Consider the following 16,199-nt stretch of genomic DNA (forward strand, 5'->3'; position numbering starts at 1 on the left):
TTCTTTCCTAGTTCTCTGTCAGGCTTATGCTTCTTCGATACAAATCGCGATGTCTTTCACTTCGTAAATACGCAGACCATCTTTGCTCAGGTTTGCGTCGCCAACGATGATGCGTTTGCCGTCTTCGTCTTTGATTGCAGTGATGTGTACATCCAGTGACATCTGTTTGTTCAGAGGGTTAATCTGACCACGGTATTTCCACTTCACTTCAGATTGAATTTGACCAAACTTAGGATTGCGGAAACCAGCGCCAAGGTCTTTGTTTAGCGCATAGGTTTGCATTAACTCGATGATCGCTTCGACACCTAGAGAGCCTGGCATTACCGGATCTTGATGGAAGTGGAACTGGAAGAACCAATCGCTTGGGTCAATCGTACGCTCAGCGTATAGGTAACCAAGGCCATCTTTACCACCATCGCTGGTGATCTGCACAGTATCGATAAAGTTCAAACGACCGCCAGCCAGCTGGTAGTGCTCTTGCACTTCACCAGTAGCAGAAATAGGTGCATTGAAGTAACGCGTCGTTTTGTCTAGCAGGTTGATGTTTACATCCGGTGTGCGGTTGTTATCAACGTGCCAAGGGTGAGTCACTTTACCGTTGTCCAAACCAAGTTGGTCTTTCAGTGCTGCGCCTTTGAAGTAACCAAATACCGCCGTACCTTGGTAAAAAGGCACGCCGTCAGTACTCAGTTCGAAGCTGAAGCTCTGTACGATGTTAGTGCCCATCATTACCGTTGAAAGCAGACGAGAATCGTTGGTAATCGTTTTGCCACGCAAGTCGACGTTACGCAGCATTTTACCGCTGCCATCTAGGTTACGGAAAAACAGTTCTTCACCTGGGAAGCCAAGCGTGGTGCCCATGTAGCCAGAGATAAAGCCGTTTGGCTGCAGTGAAATCTCCATCAATACCGAATAAGGCATCAAGGTGTGATGGCTGTTTTCATCAAAGTACCATGCATTTTCTGGCACTTCGTATTCTGCGATACACGATGACGGTTTCTTGAAGTCGCCACGCTTACCGTCGATTTCTACGACACGAGTGGTTAACTGCAAGTCGCCACACGGAGTACGTGGTGGAATCATTCCACGGTAGATAGAGAAGTCAGGGCCGAAACATTTCTCGATATCGCCCGTTGCGAATTCGAACATGTGGTAAGGCGTGAACGGAACCGTATCTGGAGTGCGATTTGGGTAATCTGGAGTCACCGGAGCTTCAACGTGTTGAAGTGGAATCACACCTTTGTTTGGTGCAGTTTCTAGGTCTTCAATTTGAGCCATAAGTGGCGCATTTGCTGAAGCTTGTTGGTTCACTGCTGGCGTATGGCCCAAGTTTTCGATAACAGGAGTCGCGACAGCTGTTTCTAAAGAAGGTAGGTAACGAGTACATTCGTCGTCTTCTTTGATCATCACACCCAAGTTTTGGAAATCAACAATCACTTTGCCGTTCAGCAAAATATCGATGTTGGCTTTCGCGTATGGGCGAGGGCTTAGACCAATCTCAGTCACTTCCATACGGTAAGTCAGCTCTGCCGATTGTGGTAGCACTTGACCACGACAACGTACTTGTTGAGGGGCATTTTCAAGCGGTTGGAAACGACCATTTTGAACAAGTGTGTGCATGCCCAGGTGCATCATGAAGAATTGCAGCAGTTGACCACAACCTTCGGCCATCAAAGAGCCAGCCATTACTGAGTCATCTTTGAAGTGACAAGGGAAGTACCAGTGTTCAGGCTCTAGTTGCTTGTGACCTTCAATCAGACCAAGTCCCCATGTTCCGCCTTGCGGTTCAACACGGCTAACCTTTTCGATCATCATGAACTTCTCTGAGCTGAAGCACAAAGAAGGCTGGTGGCTATTGGATTGGTGAGTTGGGCCAAAACACTCTGCAATGTTTGCAGTCAGCAGGTGGCGCAGTTCTTGGTGGTTAAACTGCGTTTTAGGACAGTGCAGCATAGGGTCGAAGCGTTGCTTAGTTGCAAGTTTACGAGCCTTGATTTCGTCTTCAGTGTGAATCACACCCTTGCCGTCTGCTAGCTCTTCATCAGTGAAGAAGCCCGCACAACCGTTATCCATTTTCAGGATCATCTTGTCGCCAACGAAACACTCGTACGAGAAGAAGAACAGTAATGTGTCGCCATTGCGAGCAAAGTTGTTGATTGAGATATCGTAACGCAGTGTATCGCCACCACGAGGCAAGTCGCCAAGGAAGGTCAGCGTACAATCAAGCAGGCGATAAACACGCTCGCCTTTGTTTTCAAAATCAATGCCTAAGTAGCTGATCAGCATTAGGTCACACTGACCAGATTCAACTGCAACAGCCCAAGGGATCTGACCATCAACAAGATACGGCGCATCAACTGGGATGTCGTATTCGGTGGTCATTGTGCTTGGCTTGTACTCGTTCATTGTCGCGTTGAGCTTAGTGACACGAGATACCAGTAGGTAGTCGGTGGTTGGCAAACGAACGCGGCGCGAGTAGCTATCGATGATCGCGTAATCAGGACCAAATACGTTAGCGATGTCGCCTTCAGCGTATTCAACCAGATCATCGTAATCCCAGATACATGGCTTACGGATAGGTTTTACTGATGCTGGCGTCGCAAGTACGTTTACTGGCACTGACTGAACCTGAGTCGGTTGAGCTTGAACAGGCTGAGCTGATGTTTGCTGACCAGTCGTTTGTTGACCAGTCGTTTGTTGAGAAAGGGTATTGCTATCTAAACCAGATGTCACTGCGTTTAGCTGTGCTTTCAATAGTGCATCAGCCATTTGCATGCCTTGGGCACGAGTGTGCAGGAATGCTTTGTGTACTTGCTGTGCTGCTTGCTGATTTTGAGCAAAAGCTTGGTTGTATGATGTTACAGACGGCTGTGATGCTGCATCCGTATTAGCGTCGATTTGAGACGCGCCATTTTTAGCGGATAGGACATGAGTCATATTGCTGTGGTTACCTGTTAGCTGACTGTGGCGAGTTGGCGCCAGAGTAGGGGATACTGATGTAGGAGTTTCGATGACTGGCTCTACCGCGTTCTGCGCTAATGCATTCTTCTCTAACTCTTTTTGCACAAGGGCTGCTTGAATGCTTGCTGTCGTTGGAACCGACGCTACTCTTGTCGCTTGTTTACCAGAAGCTTTCTGTTGAATCGTTGCCAAGTTGGTCACTGGGGTTTGGGCAATATGTTGATAAATATCGCGACCACCAAGAGTCACTTGCTTAACCAATTGGCGTTTAGCATCACTTGCCAGTTCACTGCTTAAACGAACGGAAAGTGATTGAGATTCAACACTCGATTGGCTTAGTAGCAGCTGTGAACATTGTCCTTCGCTGATGTTGGCAACAATCGCATTTTTAGAGCTGATATTCGGATTCAGAGGTGCAAGGTTAAGGTTGAGCAGACCGTGTAGCAGGCTTGCCATGCCAGAAGCAGCAGAGCAATGACCAACACGCTGACTCGCTTGAGTAGTCTTTGTGTTCCCTAAACTTAGAGACGAAAACTGATGAGATGAAGATTCTGGTGCATGGTTAAGCTCAAGCAGAGAAACATCGTTCGAGCTCATACCGACTTGAGTCAGTAACTCATCAATAACGGCGTTGTTACGCTCGCTTGAGCCAAAGGCCAAGGCGTTGATGCTGCCGTAAGCTGTCTCTTGGTTGCTCGCTACTTGACCTTCTTCCACAAGAACAATTGCACCTGCGCCTTCGCCCACATTCCAACCGCCGTCTTGTGGTTGTCCGAATTTTGGAGAAAGTGACACTGGGCTGACGCTGTTCTTCAGAATCACATGTTCCGCACTGCCGCTTAGGTCGACGGCTGCAATCACGACGGCATCCATCGATTCTTGCGACATTAGGTTTTGCGCGACGTCTATACAACGAGCAACTGATTGTTCAGCGGCTGAAATCGTAAAGGCAGGGCCGTTAAAGTCCCACAATGAAGAGATACGCGAAGCCATGATGTTGCCGATGAAACTGGTGTATTGGTTCAGCTTGGCTGCGTCCATCACACTGTCCATCGCGATGGTTTCTAGCGATTGGTATTCATCTTGTGTTAGCTCAATACCCATGTTGGCAAAGCTGTCAGCCAGTTGGCTATGCAGGTTTACGCGCCCACGGAATTGGTGCATCTCAAGCTCTGTTTCCATCGCAACTAAAACCGCAACCTTTTGGCCTGCAACAAGCTTGGCATCTTTGATGGCTTCGTCTGCAACTTTCATCAGTAGCAACTGCTGAGAGATCAAACGGTCATCTTCATTTGGCGGCACTTTGAAGCGCAGGAAATCGAGATCGAATTGATCGATGTACGCGCCATTTGGAATACCATGTAAACCAAACTGATTCAGTAGTTCTGGATGTTGGTCTAAGCCTTTCCAGCGTTTCTTAGGCAAGGCAATGAAAGCATCGTCGTTGGTTTCAATCGCAGTGCTTAGCGCATTGATGCTTTGCAGAGAACCGAAGTGAGACGCGAGACCAGTAATACTTAAATTAGACGGTTGTAGGCTTGGAGAAGCCGACTCTAAAGTCTGGTTTACATGACTGGTGTCTGAATACGCTTCAAGCAGTAAGTGAGCGTTACAGCCACCGAAACCAAAGACAGAAACACCCGCGCAGCGCTCTGAGTTGCCCGCTTTACTTGGCCAAGGTTGAACCTGTGTTGGCAGAGTCTGTGAGCCAAATAAACCTTCTGGCGACGATAGTGGCTTATCCAAATTAATACTTGGAGGAAGCACACCTTCTTTCATCGCAAAGATCATTTTCATGATCCCTGGCATACCTGCCGCAGTCAGCAAGTGACCGAGGTTGGACTTGGCAGAGCCAATCAATGGCGGGTTAGAACCATTCAATTTGTCAGCAAAGAAACGCTCCATTGAGGTTAACTCAACCTTGTCACCTAATGGTGTGCCGGTTGCGTGACACTCAATCACTTCGATGCTGTCTGGTGATAAGTTCGAAGCCTCGTAAGCGCGTTCAAAGGCTTGGACTTGTCCTTTGCTGTTTGGGCTTAATACGAACTGGCCTCGGCCATCGTTCGACAAGCCAATACCGCTGACGACTGCGTAGATGTTGTCGCCATCACGCTCTGCATCAGCTAAGCGTTTTAGGACTAAAACACCCGCACCTTCGCCAGCAAACAGACCTTTACTGTTGCTATCAAACGGAACCGACACACCGTGATCAGGGTAAGCGTGGAAGATGGAAAAACCCATGTTGATAAAGAATGGGTCAGCACCGGATACCGCACCTGCCAACATCATGTCGGCTTTACCTGTGTTCAAGTAATCACACGCTAACTTCAATGAATACACTGAACTTGCACATGCTGCATCTAGGCTAAGTTGCACGTTGCCTAGACCTAGCGCATCAGCCACTAACTTAGAGGCGTTATGCGCTGCAGCACCATTGATCGGGTTGAGGTTTTGCGCGGTTTCATTGGTTGGTAGCAGTGAAAACTGGTCATTAGCCAATTTATCTTTAAGTGCTTTCTCGACCACCGAGTGATACATCGGCAGAAACAAGTCGTTTGAGCGTGTGGTTGGGAACGAAAGGGCACCCATGATCACGCCTGTGCGCTCTAAAACACCGGCATTTAAATTAATGCCTGCGTCGACTAACGCCTTACGACTGGTGTCCAAAGCCCATAGGAAACTCTGGTCAACACCGTTGAACGATTCTGCTGTTAAGCGGTAGCCATTGCTATCGAAATTGAAGTTTTCGATGTAGCCGCCTTTATCACAGTAAAAGCGGTCTGATTCGCCTTGCACGCCCTGATAGCTTTCAGGTTTAGCACCTAATTTTTCAGCGCTTAATGTGGTTCGAGAATCTTTTTTGTTTAGCAAGTTTTGCCAAAAATCTTTTGGCGTATCAGCTTCTGGGTATTGGTTAGCAATACCGACAATCGCGATCTTATTGCACTTCACTTGCTGTTTGTTTTGAGCCTGATATTTATATTGAGATGGTTTCGATTGAGAACTCATACTAGCTCTCCTTGATGATTCACTGCGCTGCCTTGAGACACACCACGTAATTGTTTAGCGGCGGTGATCTGTTGTTCTAGCCCTTGGATAAGAGTCTCGACAGACAGTGGGATTTGATGAGTAATGAGCTGACCAATGCACTTGATGAGCGTGACAACATCGTCACCGCCTTTGGCATTGGAAGCGATTGTGCAGTACTGGTCGGCTACGTCGTCGCTACGATTGATCTTGTCGATCAATGTGCTGGTTTGACGATCGGCACCTACTTCGACAAACAGGCGAGCACCTTGCTGACGCGCACTTTGGATCAACGCGGTGAAATCTAACGTCGAACAGAAAGTGTCGGCAATCGAAAGGGCGATGCTGTCGCTGTCTATATTGATTGGTGCGCCAGTCGGTAGACCTGCTGCGCTGATAAAGCGGATATGCTTTGGCAAATCGTCGAACAGTGGTTGAGTGTAAAACTCACGCACTTGGCTATGCTGACTCAGCGCTGGTGTGGTGTGCATCGCAGTAACACGGTTAGCGGCAATACCACGTTTACCCAGTTTCTTGAGTAGTGCACGACATGTGCTTTCACAACCTGCTAGCACGCAAGTATCACCTTGGATGATAGCGAGATAAGCGCGTGGGAACTCTGGTAACAGAGCTTCAATCGCTTGCGCATCACTGCGAACCACAAAGCTATTCCATTGGATGCTTTCGTCGCCGTTCAGCTGCCAATCTTGACGTACTGCGGTGAGTTCGCCAGAAATAGCCGTAGTGAAGATAGGACTGGTTTGAGTCATCTCAATCAGCGCATGTGGGTTTTTCCAAACATTCAAGCTAGCCCACATGGAAGCTTCACCCTTGGAGTAACCCAAGGCGAAATCTGGCTGCACTTTGAATTCATCACACAGCAGTTGTGTTAACAGATAACTACTGCCCACACCTGCAATGGCTAATTCACTGAGCGACATTTCTTGCGAGTCTTCAGCGTAGGTTTTTTCAGCCTGCAGCATTTCTTTCAAGTCACCTTCTCGCTCTAAGCGGGCAAATAACTGTGGGAAATGTTGGTGAAACTCGCGCAACATGCCGGGATAAACCGTGCCAACACCAGGGTAAACAAATGCAACACCACCTTTGCTTTGAGGCTTTGGAGAGAAACAACTGCCTGCCGGAGTTTTGTATTGGCTATTGTCAGCCATTACTTTTGGCAGCGCATTTTCTAGCGCTGTGATTTCTTGCAATGCAGCATCAATTGAAGCCGCTTGAATCACTATGTTCGCGCTAAGGCCAGCATTGTGTTGAATGCTTTGGAAGTGACTTAGGTTTGAATGCATCAGGGTGGCGATAGCAAGTTCTCTGTCTGCCGAATCACTAACGCATTGAAGCTCCACTCTTAACGAGGTTAACTGAGAAACCAATTCGGCTTGGTCGTAGCCAGAAACCACAAACATCAAACGCTCGCTCGATAGCAGTGGCTTTGGTTCTTGCAAACCGGTCGCTTGAGTCAATATCAGGCTGGTGGCTTTTTGGCTATCGTCACTGAAAGTTAACGCAGCAACACGTGCTTTGTTCGGCTCAGTGAACCAATAGTGGCTGGGTAATGAATAGCTCGGCAATGAACGGCTCGATATCGCCTCAATCATATTCAACAACTCATTAAACTGCTGCGAAGCAGATAGGGTTGAGTATTGTTGTTGATGGCTTAAATCTGAAGCGGGGCGGCGTGACATCTCTAGAGCAAGCTGAACGCTATCTCCATTATCTAGATCGAGAGTTTCGGCAAAGCCCGCTAAATTCGCGTGTGGGTGAATCTTATTCTGAGCAGCATTCAGCGCACTTAACATCAACAATGATGGTGAGTGAGAACCCAAACAGAGTTTAACAGCAGTGCCTAGATTTACAGTCTCAATCGCACGGCTAAGTGCTTGATTAAAATTGCCATCAACCACAACAGTTATCATGTCTGGGAACGAGAGGAATAAGTCGGCAGAAAGCTCAGCCGCGTTTGCTGGCTGAGCTAAAAGAGCGATGCGCAATGGCATCGCTTTATTAGAAGGAACCGTCACTATGACAATTGCTCCTTTTCTGCGTTCTTAGTCGCCTCTTTCTTCGATACTGCTGAGCTAGATTTCGGCAAAAATGCGTCATTTAAGCTCTTGCTGATGGTGACTTTTGCACCTTTCATTACCGCGCTTAAACGACCATCTTGGTGGTAAAGCGAGATATCAGCTTGCAGCGAACGAGCCGTGCTTTTTATCACGCTCAGCTCTAGCCAACCTTGGTCGCCATTGTGCATCGGTGCGTAACAAACAAACTCACCGATTGCAGACGGTAGGCTTGCCGCGCCGTATTTCAATCGAGCCCATACCAGCATGGCTTGCAGTAAATAATCTTCCGCGAATGGCTGGCTATCACCAAAACCTTGCTTCGGAATAAATGATCCGCAGTCGCTGTTTTCAATCTGAGGTAGTTGGCACTGAGCCAATAAGCCTAAGTCGTCAAAGCGTTCGACTGAAGTAATACCTTGCAATCTTGGTCCATGAAACAGAGTGCCGTCACTGTATAGAGCTTGTGCCGTTGTTACAGGTGCTGAAGTGTTGGCCTCAAAGCGTTCTACTGACGCTTGTTGAACATCTTCAGATACTTGCACAGAGGCAACTTGCAACTGAGCTTGATACTGTGGTCGCCCTTGGCAACTGATCACCGCTTTTAGCTGATCTTTTGATTTAGCATCAGAAGAAAGAACCAGTTTCAGCTCTTGCACTTCATCAGTATCAAAAATCACACCCTTAAGCAGTTTGTAGTTGTGAACGCTAACGTTCACCCCTAACAGTTGCTCTGCGACTTCACGCATCCATTGGATGGCACACACTGTCGGTAATACAGGGTTACCGGCAATGCAGTGATCTTGAATGAAAGGCAATGCCTTTGGATCAAGATGACGTGCCACAGTGATGCTTGTATTCAGCGGACTCTTTGCAAGATGCACAGACTCCGCATTAAGCTTTTTTACAGCAGCTTCCTTGTTGTCAGAACCTTGCATGCTCGTACCAACCAGCAGTTGAATGCCAGTTTCGTTCAGTAGTTGAGAACTAAACAGCTCTGCACCTGCCTGAAGAGGAATTACGTACACGCCGCGCTCTGTGAACATACGTTTCAGTGCTGCGTTGACCATGCCACCGTCCCATGGTCCCCAGTTGAAGCTCATCACTTTCGCTTGAGGGTTACGCGCAGACAGTTGTAGAGCCGCTTTGTTTAGGATCTCGTTAGACATCGAGTAATCACTTTGGCCAGTGTTTCCGTAGAAACCCGCCGCCGAAGAGAACATCGCAATCAGTTTTAGCTTGCTGCTATCAAGACCACCAAGAACCGCTTCTAGCCCGCCCACTTTCGTGCCGTAAACCATGTTCAGTTCATCAAGTGTTTTATCTTGAATGTGCTTGTCAGCCAGTACGCCTGCACCGTGGATCAGACCTGTGATGCCTTCGAAATTCGCCAGCGTTTTCGCTACTGACTCATGGTTCGATACATCTAGACTTAGGTATTCAGCGCTCGCGCCAATCTCGTTGAAAGCGGCAAGTGCTGCGTTGATTTCAAGGCTGCTCAATACAGGTTTTAGCAAGGTATCAACTTTCTTTGGCGTTGGTTTGTCACCTGTTGCTTGTAGGTGAGCAATAGCCGCTGGTTTTAGCTCTTTCTCTTGCTTGCCTTGTGCCCACTGAGGTAGCTCAGCTGAAGTAATATGCTTACTACGACCTGCAAGAATGAAGTGAGACTTACATTGCTTAGCAAGTGTCAGTGCACATTCAAACGTCACGCCTTTAGCGCCACCCGTCACCAGAACTTTGTCGCTCTTGGTGAGCTGAGCGCCTGTGTTTTTGGTTTGTGCAGCACCTGGTGTTGTCGCAATCAGTGTTGCACGACCAGATTCACCGTTTTCCGCATGGCTAAGGCCGATTTCAACCGTGTTGGTATCGATATCGAACAGTTCGCCTGTGATTGCTTCAGCAAGATGATGAGCATCAATCGAAGCGTCAGCATCCAATGCGCGGCAGAACACGTTTGACCATTCATGGCTCAGTGTCTTAGTTAGACCAGATAGAGCCGCTTGGTTAAGTTCTGCATTCGCTAATTGCTTAGTATCTAGGTAACCAAAGCCACCATCGATACGGCTTAGCGTGAAGAACACACTGCGACCAGAAACGGCATTCAATTGGCCATTTAGGTGCTTGGCGAATAAGAACGCTGTCGTCAGTGAAGCTCTTGAGTCTGCATTCAAGTTAACTGCTTGCTCGTTGCTTTGTTTCGTATCAACGATAGCTTGTAAATGAATGAAGCCAGCAATCACTTTGTTCGACGTTTTAAGGTCTGCTTCGATGTCGTTAATAACTGCAGTCACACCAGCATCATCGATACTGTTGAGGGTGTAGCTTGCGATTTCACTGTTTAAAGGTGACGCGACAGAAAGAGCACTACGCACTACAGCAACTTGAATGCCGTTAGCGGTCAACTTTTCTGCTAGAACACCGGCGTTGTGACCATCATCTGTGATCACGACACAAGCGTCTTTTGAGAAACAATCGACGAGTTTATCTGCCGCTGGTAGCTTTTTTAGCGCCACCTCATTGTGTGGAGGAAGTTCCGCTGTCGCTGTTTCTGCGATAGGCGTTACTGATTCAGCTTTTGGAGTCGCTACGGGTGCAGCTGCGGATAGCTTGCTTTGCATATAAGTAACGATTTCACCAAGCGTACGACACTCAGCTAAGTCTTCAGGGTTTAGCTCTGGCAGTGTTGGTAACTGGTCTTGAACCGTACCCAGAATCTCAACACGTTTGATTGAGTCGATGCCAAGGTCTGCTTCCATGTCCATCGCGAGGTCGAGCATTTCTGCTGGGTAACCCGTTTTGTCGGCAACCACTTCCATCATTGTTGATTGAACGTGAGCAGGGTTTAGGTCGTTGCTCGTGCTTTCTGCAGCGGCTGTAGCTGCTTCTGGAGCAGGTGCTGCGTTAGGAACTTCATTAGCGTCTAGCTTGCTGTTCATGTAAGCAACGATTTCGCCTAGTGTACGACACTCAGCTAGATCTTCAGGGTTTAGCTCTGGCAAGGTTGGTAGCTGGTCTTGAACCGTACCAAGGATCTCAACACGTTTGATTGAGTCGATACCAAGGTCTGCTTCCATGTCCATTGCTAGGTCTAGCATTTCTGTTGGGTAGCCCGTTTTATCAGCCACTACGCTCAGCATTGTGCTTTGAACTTGTTCTGCGTTTAAACCGTTTGATACTGCTTGCGCTGGTGCAGATACTTGAGCTGCTACAGGAGTAGAAGCCGGAAGCTTACTGTTCATGTAGTCGACGATTTCGCCTAGAGTGCGACATTCAGCTAAGTCTTCAGGGTTTAGTTCTGGAAGAGTCGGTAGTTCATCTTGAACCGTACCAAGAATCTCAACACGCTTGATTGAATCGATACCAAGGTCGGCTTCCATATCCATTGCTAGATCTAGCATTTCAGTCGGGTAGCCCGTCTTCTCTGCTACCACTTCTAACATGGTTTTTTGAACGACAGCCGCATCTAGACCATTGCTAGCTGTTGCCGGAGCAACTACTGGTGCTTGTGAAGAGACTGGAGCAGAAGCCGGAAGCTTGCTGTTCATGTAAGCAACGATTTCGCCAAGAGTACGACACTCAGCTAAGTCTTCAGGGTTTAGCTCTGGAAGAGTAGGCAGTTCATCTTGAACCGTACCAAGAATCTCAACACGCTTGATTGAATCGATACCAAGGTCTGCTTCCATATCCATTTCTAGATCAAGCATTTCCGTTGGGTAACCTGTCTTCTCAGCAACCACTTCTAGCATGGTTTGTTGAACGACTTTCGCATCAAGACCGTTAGCGGCTTGAACAGGAGCAGTTGCGCTTGGTTGTGCTGCCACAGGCGCTGATGCTGGCATCTTGCTGTTCATGTAGGTAACGATTTCACCAAGAGTACGACACTCAGCTAAATCTTCAGGGTTCAGCTCAGGTAGGTTTGGCATTTCGTCTTGAACGGTACCAAGGATCTCTACGCGCTTGATTGAGTCGATACCAAGATCTGCTTCCATGTCCATTTCTAGATCAAGCATTTCCGTTGGGTAACCCGTTTTCTCAGCGACCACTTCTAGCATCACTTTTTCAGCATCGGCTGATTGTACTGCTACTGGTGCAGCCACAGGAGCCGGTTGTGCTTTAACTAGCACAGGCTGAGCTGCAACCTGTGCTGCCGCTTGAGCCGCTACTTGTGGTGCAGGAGCTGCTTTCTGTACTGGAGCTTTCTGAACTGTTGTATTTTGAACCGGCGCAGCTTGTACAGGAGCTGTTTGCACTTGAGCTACAGGCTGTTGAACGATAGCTGCTGGAGTAGTTTGAGTAGCTGGAGCTTGAATCACTGGCTGAGCATTTACTGGCGCAACGAAGGTTGGTTGTACCGTTTGTACTGAACCTTGCGTCAGCATATTAAGTGCTGAGTTGTTGCTGTGTGCTTGCATCTCTAGGTAATGAGCGTGAGCTTTTAGCGTTTCAGCTTGGTGCTGGTGGAACATTTCCATAGAACGTTGCAGGTTCTCTGGAATTGCTACGCCTGCTGTTGCCATTTTCGCTTGCTCAGACATTAGGGTGTTGAACGTGTCACCGTATTGCTGAGGAATTGCAAGGAACTGCTGATGTACTTCTGCTGCTTGTTGTTGAGCATCGAAGAACGATTGCAGTGAAGACTCATCAACCGTTACTTGAGCTGCTGGCTGGATAGTCGCTGGTGCAGGTTGCGCCACTTGTGGCTGCTGAGCTGCTGTTACTACTTGTGCACTTGGTGCTGGAGCAACTGACGGTTGTACATTTGAAGCTTGAGGAGCAGCCACAGGTACTTCAACGATTTCTGTTTTAATCACTTCTTTTTCCACGATTTTCTCGACTTCAACTTTCACTTCAACAATCTCAGTCTTTTCGGTGACGTTGCCCGAAGCCAATGATTGATCCATTTTCTTACGAGTAGCAGGGCTGATGTAGTTGGTTGCATTTAGCTTGATGTTCATTGGTGATGCCTTCGCAGGTTCAGCAATGTCAGCTTGGTAAGGGTCAATGTTGTCTAATGAAACACCAGCCACGCACAGTTGAACCGCAGCTAAGCGAAGTTGTTGGTCACTGTCGCCTTTAGGGCTTGGGTTGATGCTGATTGCGTAAAGTTCTTCGTTCTTATCAGCCAATGTTTTCTCAACCAGCTTTTGAAGAATGTTCTTAGGACCGAACTCTACGAATACGCGTGCACCGGCTTCATACATCGCTTCAATTTGCTCGCTAAAACGAACCGATTGCAGCATGTGTTGCTTGAACGCTTTCTTAATCGCTTTAGCGTCTTTGCTGTGCAGCTTGCCCGTTGCGTTTGAGTAAAGCGGCAGCGTTGGAGCGCTGAATGAAGCTTTATCAATTGCCGCAGCAAATGGTTTTTGAGCGTGAGCAACAAGCGGTGTGTGGAAAGCACCAGATACTGGCAGAGCAATCGCTTTGAAGCCTTGTTCAGTTAGCGCTTGTGCTGCTTGTTGAACCGTCGCAGTTGGACCTGCAATAACCAGTTGAGTCGGAGCGTTGTAGTTGGCAATGCTCACGCCTTCGAATTGGCTGATGCAGCTTTCAACGGCTGGAAGTTTGTCTGCGTCTAAGATGACCGCAAACATAGTACCGCTGTCACCTTGTTCAGGTGTTGCAGCCATTGCATCGCCACGAGCGAAAGCTAGCTGGTAGTAATCGTCTTGCGAGATAACACCCGAAGCACATAGTGCGCTTAGTTCACCAAAGCTGTGGCCTGCAACCATGTCTGCTTTGAAGCCAGCTTGAGTCATGATGTCGAACTGACCCATAGACACAGTACCAATTGCACTTTGCGCATTGGCCGTGTTGGTTAACACCGCTTCTTGAGCTTTGGTTGCTTCTGGTGTGAAGGTTGGAATGGGGAATAGAATTTGGGACAGAGCCGTCTTCTTGTGCTGACCAAATACTTGGTCCGCTTGAGCAAGCTGTTGGCGCATCTCTGGGTAATGACAAGCAAGCTCGCGACCCATGTTGAGATATTGCGAACCTTGACCTGCAAATAGCGCTGCTACTTTACTAGTGCCGTTTTCAGCAATCAGTGCTGACTCACGGTAGCTAGTACCGTTTGGCATCTGCCAATGTGCTTTGGTTTGGCTCTCAAGCATAGGAATCGCTTGAGTCAGTTGCGCTTGAAGGTCTGCTTGGTCAGTGACAACTAAACCAAGACGAGCATGCTTAGCGTCAACTTCACGCAAATTATGTTGTTCAGCAAGCGCTTCCAGTTTGAACGCTGCATCTGCAGTTTGAGTTGAAACCTGTTTAAGTTCATTGATCAGTGCTTGACGAGATTCTGCGCTGAATAACAGAGTTTGCGGCACTTGGCGTTGACGGTATTTGTCACCGCGAGTGTGCTCTGGTGTGTACTCTTCCAATACCACGTGGAAGTTAGTGCCACCAAAACCGAATGAGCTGATACCTGCACGGCGTGGTGTGCCGTCGACACGTTGCATCCAAGGACGCGTTTGTGTGTTTAGGTAGAACGGCGAGTTTTCGATATCCAGTTTAGGATTCGGAGCCGATACGTTAATCGTTGGCGGCAGTACTTTGTGGTGCAGTGCTAAGGCAGCTTTGATTAAACCTGCAGTACCCGCGGTTGATTTAGTGTGACCAATTTGAGATTTCACAGAGCCTAACGCAATGTGTTGCTTCTCTTCATTGTTCTCACTGAATACCGAGTTTAAGCCACCAAATTCAGCAACATCGCCTGCTGCAGTACCTGTGCCGTGCGCTTCTAGTAGGCCAAGCGTGTGCGGTGCGAAACCTGCATCATCATAAGCACGTTTGAGTGCTTTTGCTTGTCCTTCAGGGCGAGGCGCGTAAATACTCTTGAACTTACCATCCGAAGAAGAACCGACACCTTTAATCACTGAGTAGATTCTGTCGCCGTCACGTTCAGCATCTTCAAGGCGCTTAAGAGCAACCATGCCGATGCCTTCACCAATCATCATGCCTTTTGAATCGATGTCGAAAGGTTGAATGGTTTCGTTTGTAGTGAATGCTGGGGTTTTAGAGAAGCTCATGTACATGGTTGGTGAGTTATCAGTACACACACCACCAGTGATCATCATTTCACTGCGGCCTTCAACCAGCTCGCTCAGTGCCATGCGCATTGCGGCTAGAGAACCTGCACACGCAGCATCTACTACACAGTTGATGCCACCAAGGTCAAAGCGGTTAGCAATACGACCTGAAATTACGTTACCTAATGAACCAGGGAATGAGTTCTCTTCCCAGTGGATGTATTGGTCTTGGAATTTTTTGATCAGCATTTCGCTGTCTTCGTCGTTGATGCCACTGCTCTTGAAGACTTTTTTCAAAACAGGGTATTGAAGACGAGCATTCAAGCTTTGAGCGATCTTCTGACCACCGCCTACACCGAGTGTAATACCGATCTTATCGCGATCGTAACCTTCAGGAAGTTTCGCATCTTCAAGTACTTCTTTTGCCACGATCAGAGATAGCAGCTGTGACGTATCAGTCAGTTCTAGGATATTTGGCGGAAGGCCGAATTCCATAGGGTTGAAGTCAACTTCTGGGATGAAGCCACCGCGCTTACAGTAAGATTTGTCTGGCGTAGTACGATCTGAATCGTAGTAATCTTCTGGGCGCCAGTGTGTATCAGGCACTTCGGTAATTGCATCGATCTTTTCGCTGATCAAATCCCAGAATTTGTTTAGGTAGCGAGAGTTCGCAAACATGCTTGCCATACCAACGATAGCAATAGGCATGTCTTTAAGACGTTTATTAAGTCGAGTGTCGTCGACTGATTCCGGTGTATTTTTTTCGGGTTGGCTCATTATGAGTCTCCACTTGAAATCACTGAGGGCGATGTCGTGTTTTGAGGCTGCGCTTTTAATTGAATCGAAAATAAATCTGAAACAGATTTGGGCAAACGCAGCTGAAGAGTAAGGCTGCCGAAAGTTGGCCACCTGACTGAAATAGGGGGTGCGAAGTTCATTGACTTGCAGACGTTGAGAACGTGTTTCATGCGTGAAGGGGGTATTCGAATGTGAGGTTAATGTCCATTTAAATCCTGTCCAAAGTACTGCTTTATGCAAAGCAGGTATCCGCAATAAAAACGTGTGAATTTGTTTAATGGTTGAGCAGGCTACCCGAGGTGAG

At 47.9% G+C, this 16,199-nt stretch carries 3 protein-coding genes; all 3 read right to left on the reverse strand.

The window, feature by feature from the left end; translation table 11 throughout:
- Positions 1-24 precede the first annotated feature (24 nt).
- From AB4138_RS19315 to AB4138_RS19325, 3 genes are read right to left on the reverse strand one after another with little or no spacing between them, the layout of a single operon-like run.
- On the reverse strand, positions 25-5,973 hold the full coding sequence (locus tag AB4138_RS19315; RefSeq protein WP_372307309.1) for a beta-ketoacyl synthase N-terminal-like domain-containing protein: 5,949 nt from the start codon (positions 5,971-5,973) through the stop codon (positions 25-27).
- Positions 5,970-8,027 carry a PfaB family protein gene (locus AB4138_RS19320; RefSeq protein ID WP_372307312.1) on the reverse strand — a complete coding sequence of 686 codons (2,058 nt, stop codon included), beginning with the start codon at positions 8,025-8,027 and terminating at the stop codon, positions 5,970-5,972. The genes AB4138_RS19315 and AB4138_RS19320 overlap by 4 nt, the downstream gene beginning before the upstream one ends.
- Positions 8,027-15,874 (reverse strand): phosphopantetheine-binding protein, encoded by a 7,848-nt coding sequence (locus AB4138_RS19325; protein ID WP_372307316.1) that lies wholly within the window; start codon positions 15,872-15,874, stop codon positions 8,027-8,029. Before AB4138_RS19325 ends, AB4138_RS19320 begins: the two co-directional genes overlap by 1 nt.
- Between the last annotated feature and the right edge of the window lie 325 nt (positions 15,875-16,199).

It is taken from the genome of Vibrio sp. 10N.286.52.C3 (genome assembly GCF_041468865.1).
GTDB classification, from domain to species: domain Bacteria; phylum Pseudomonadota; class Gammaproteobacteria; order Enterobacterales; family Vibrionaceae; genus Vibrio; species Vibrio crassostreae_C.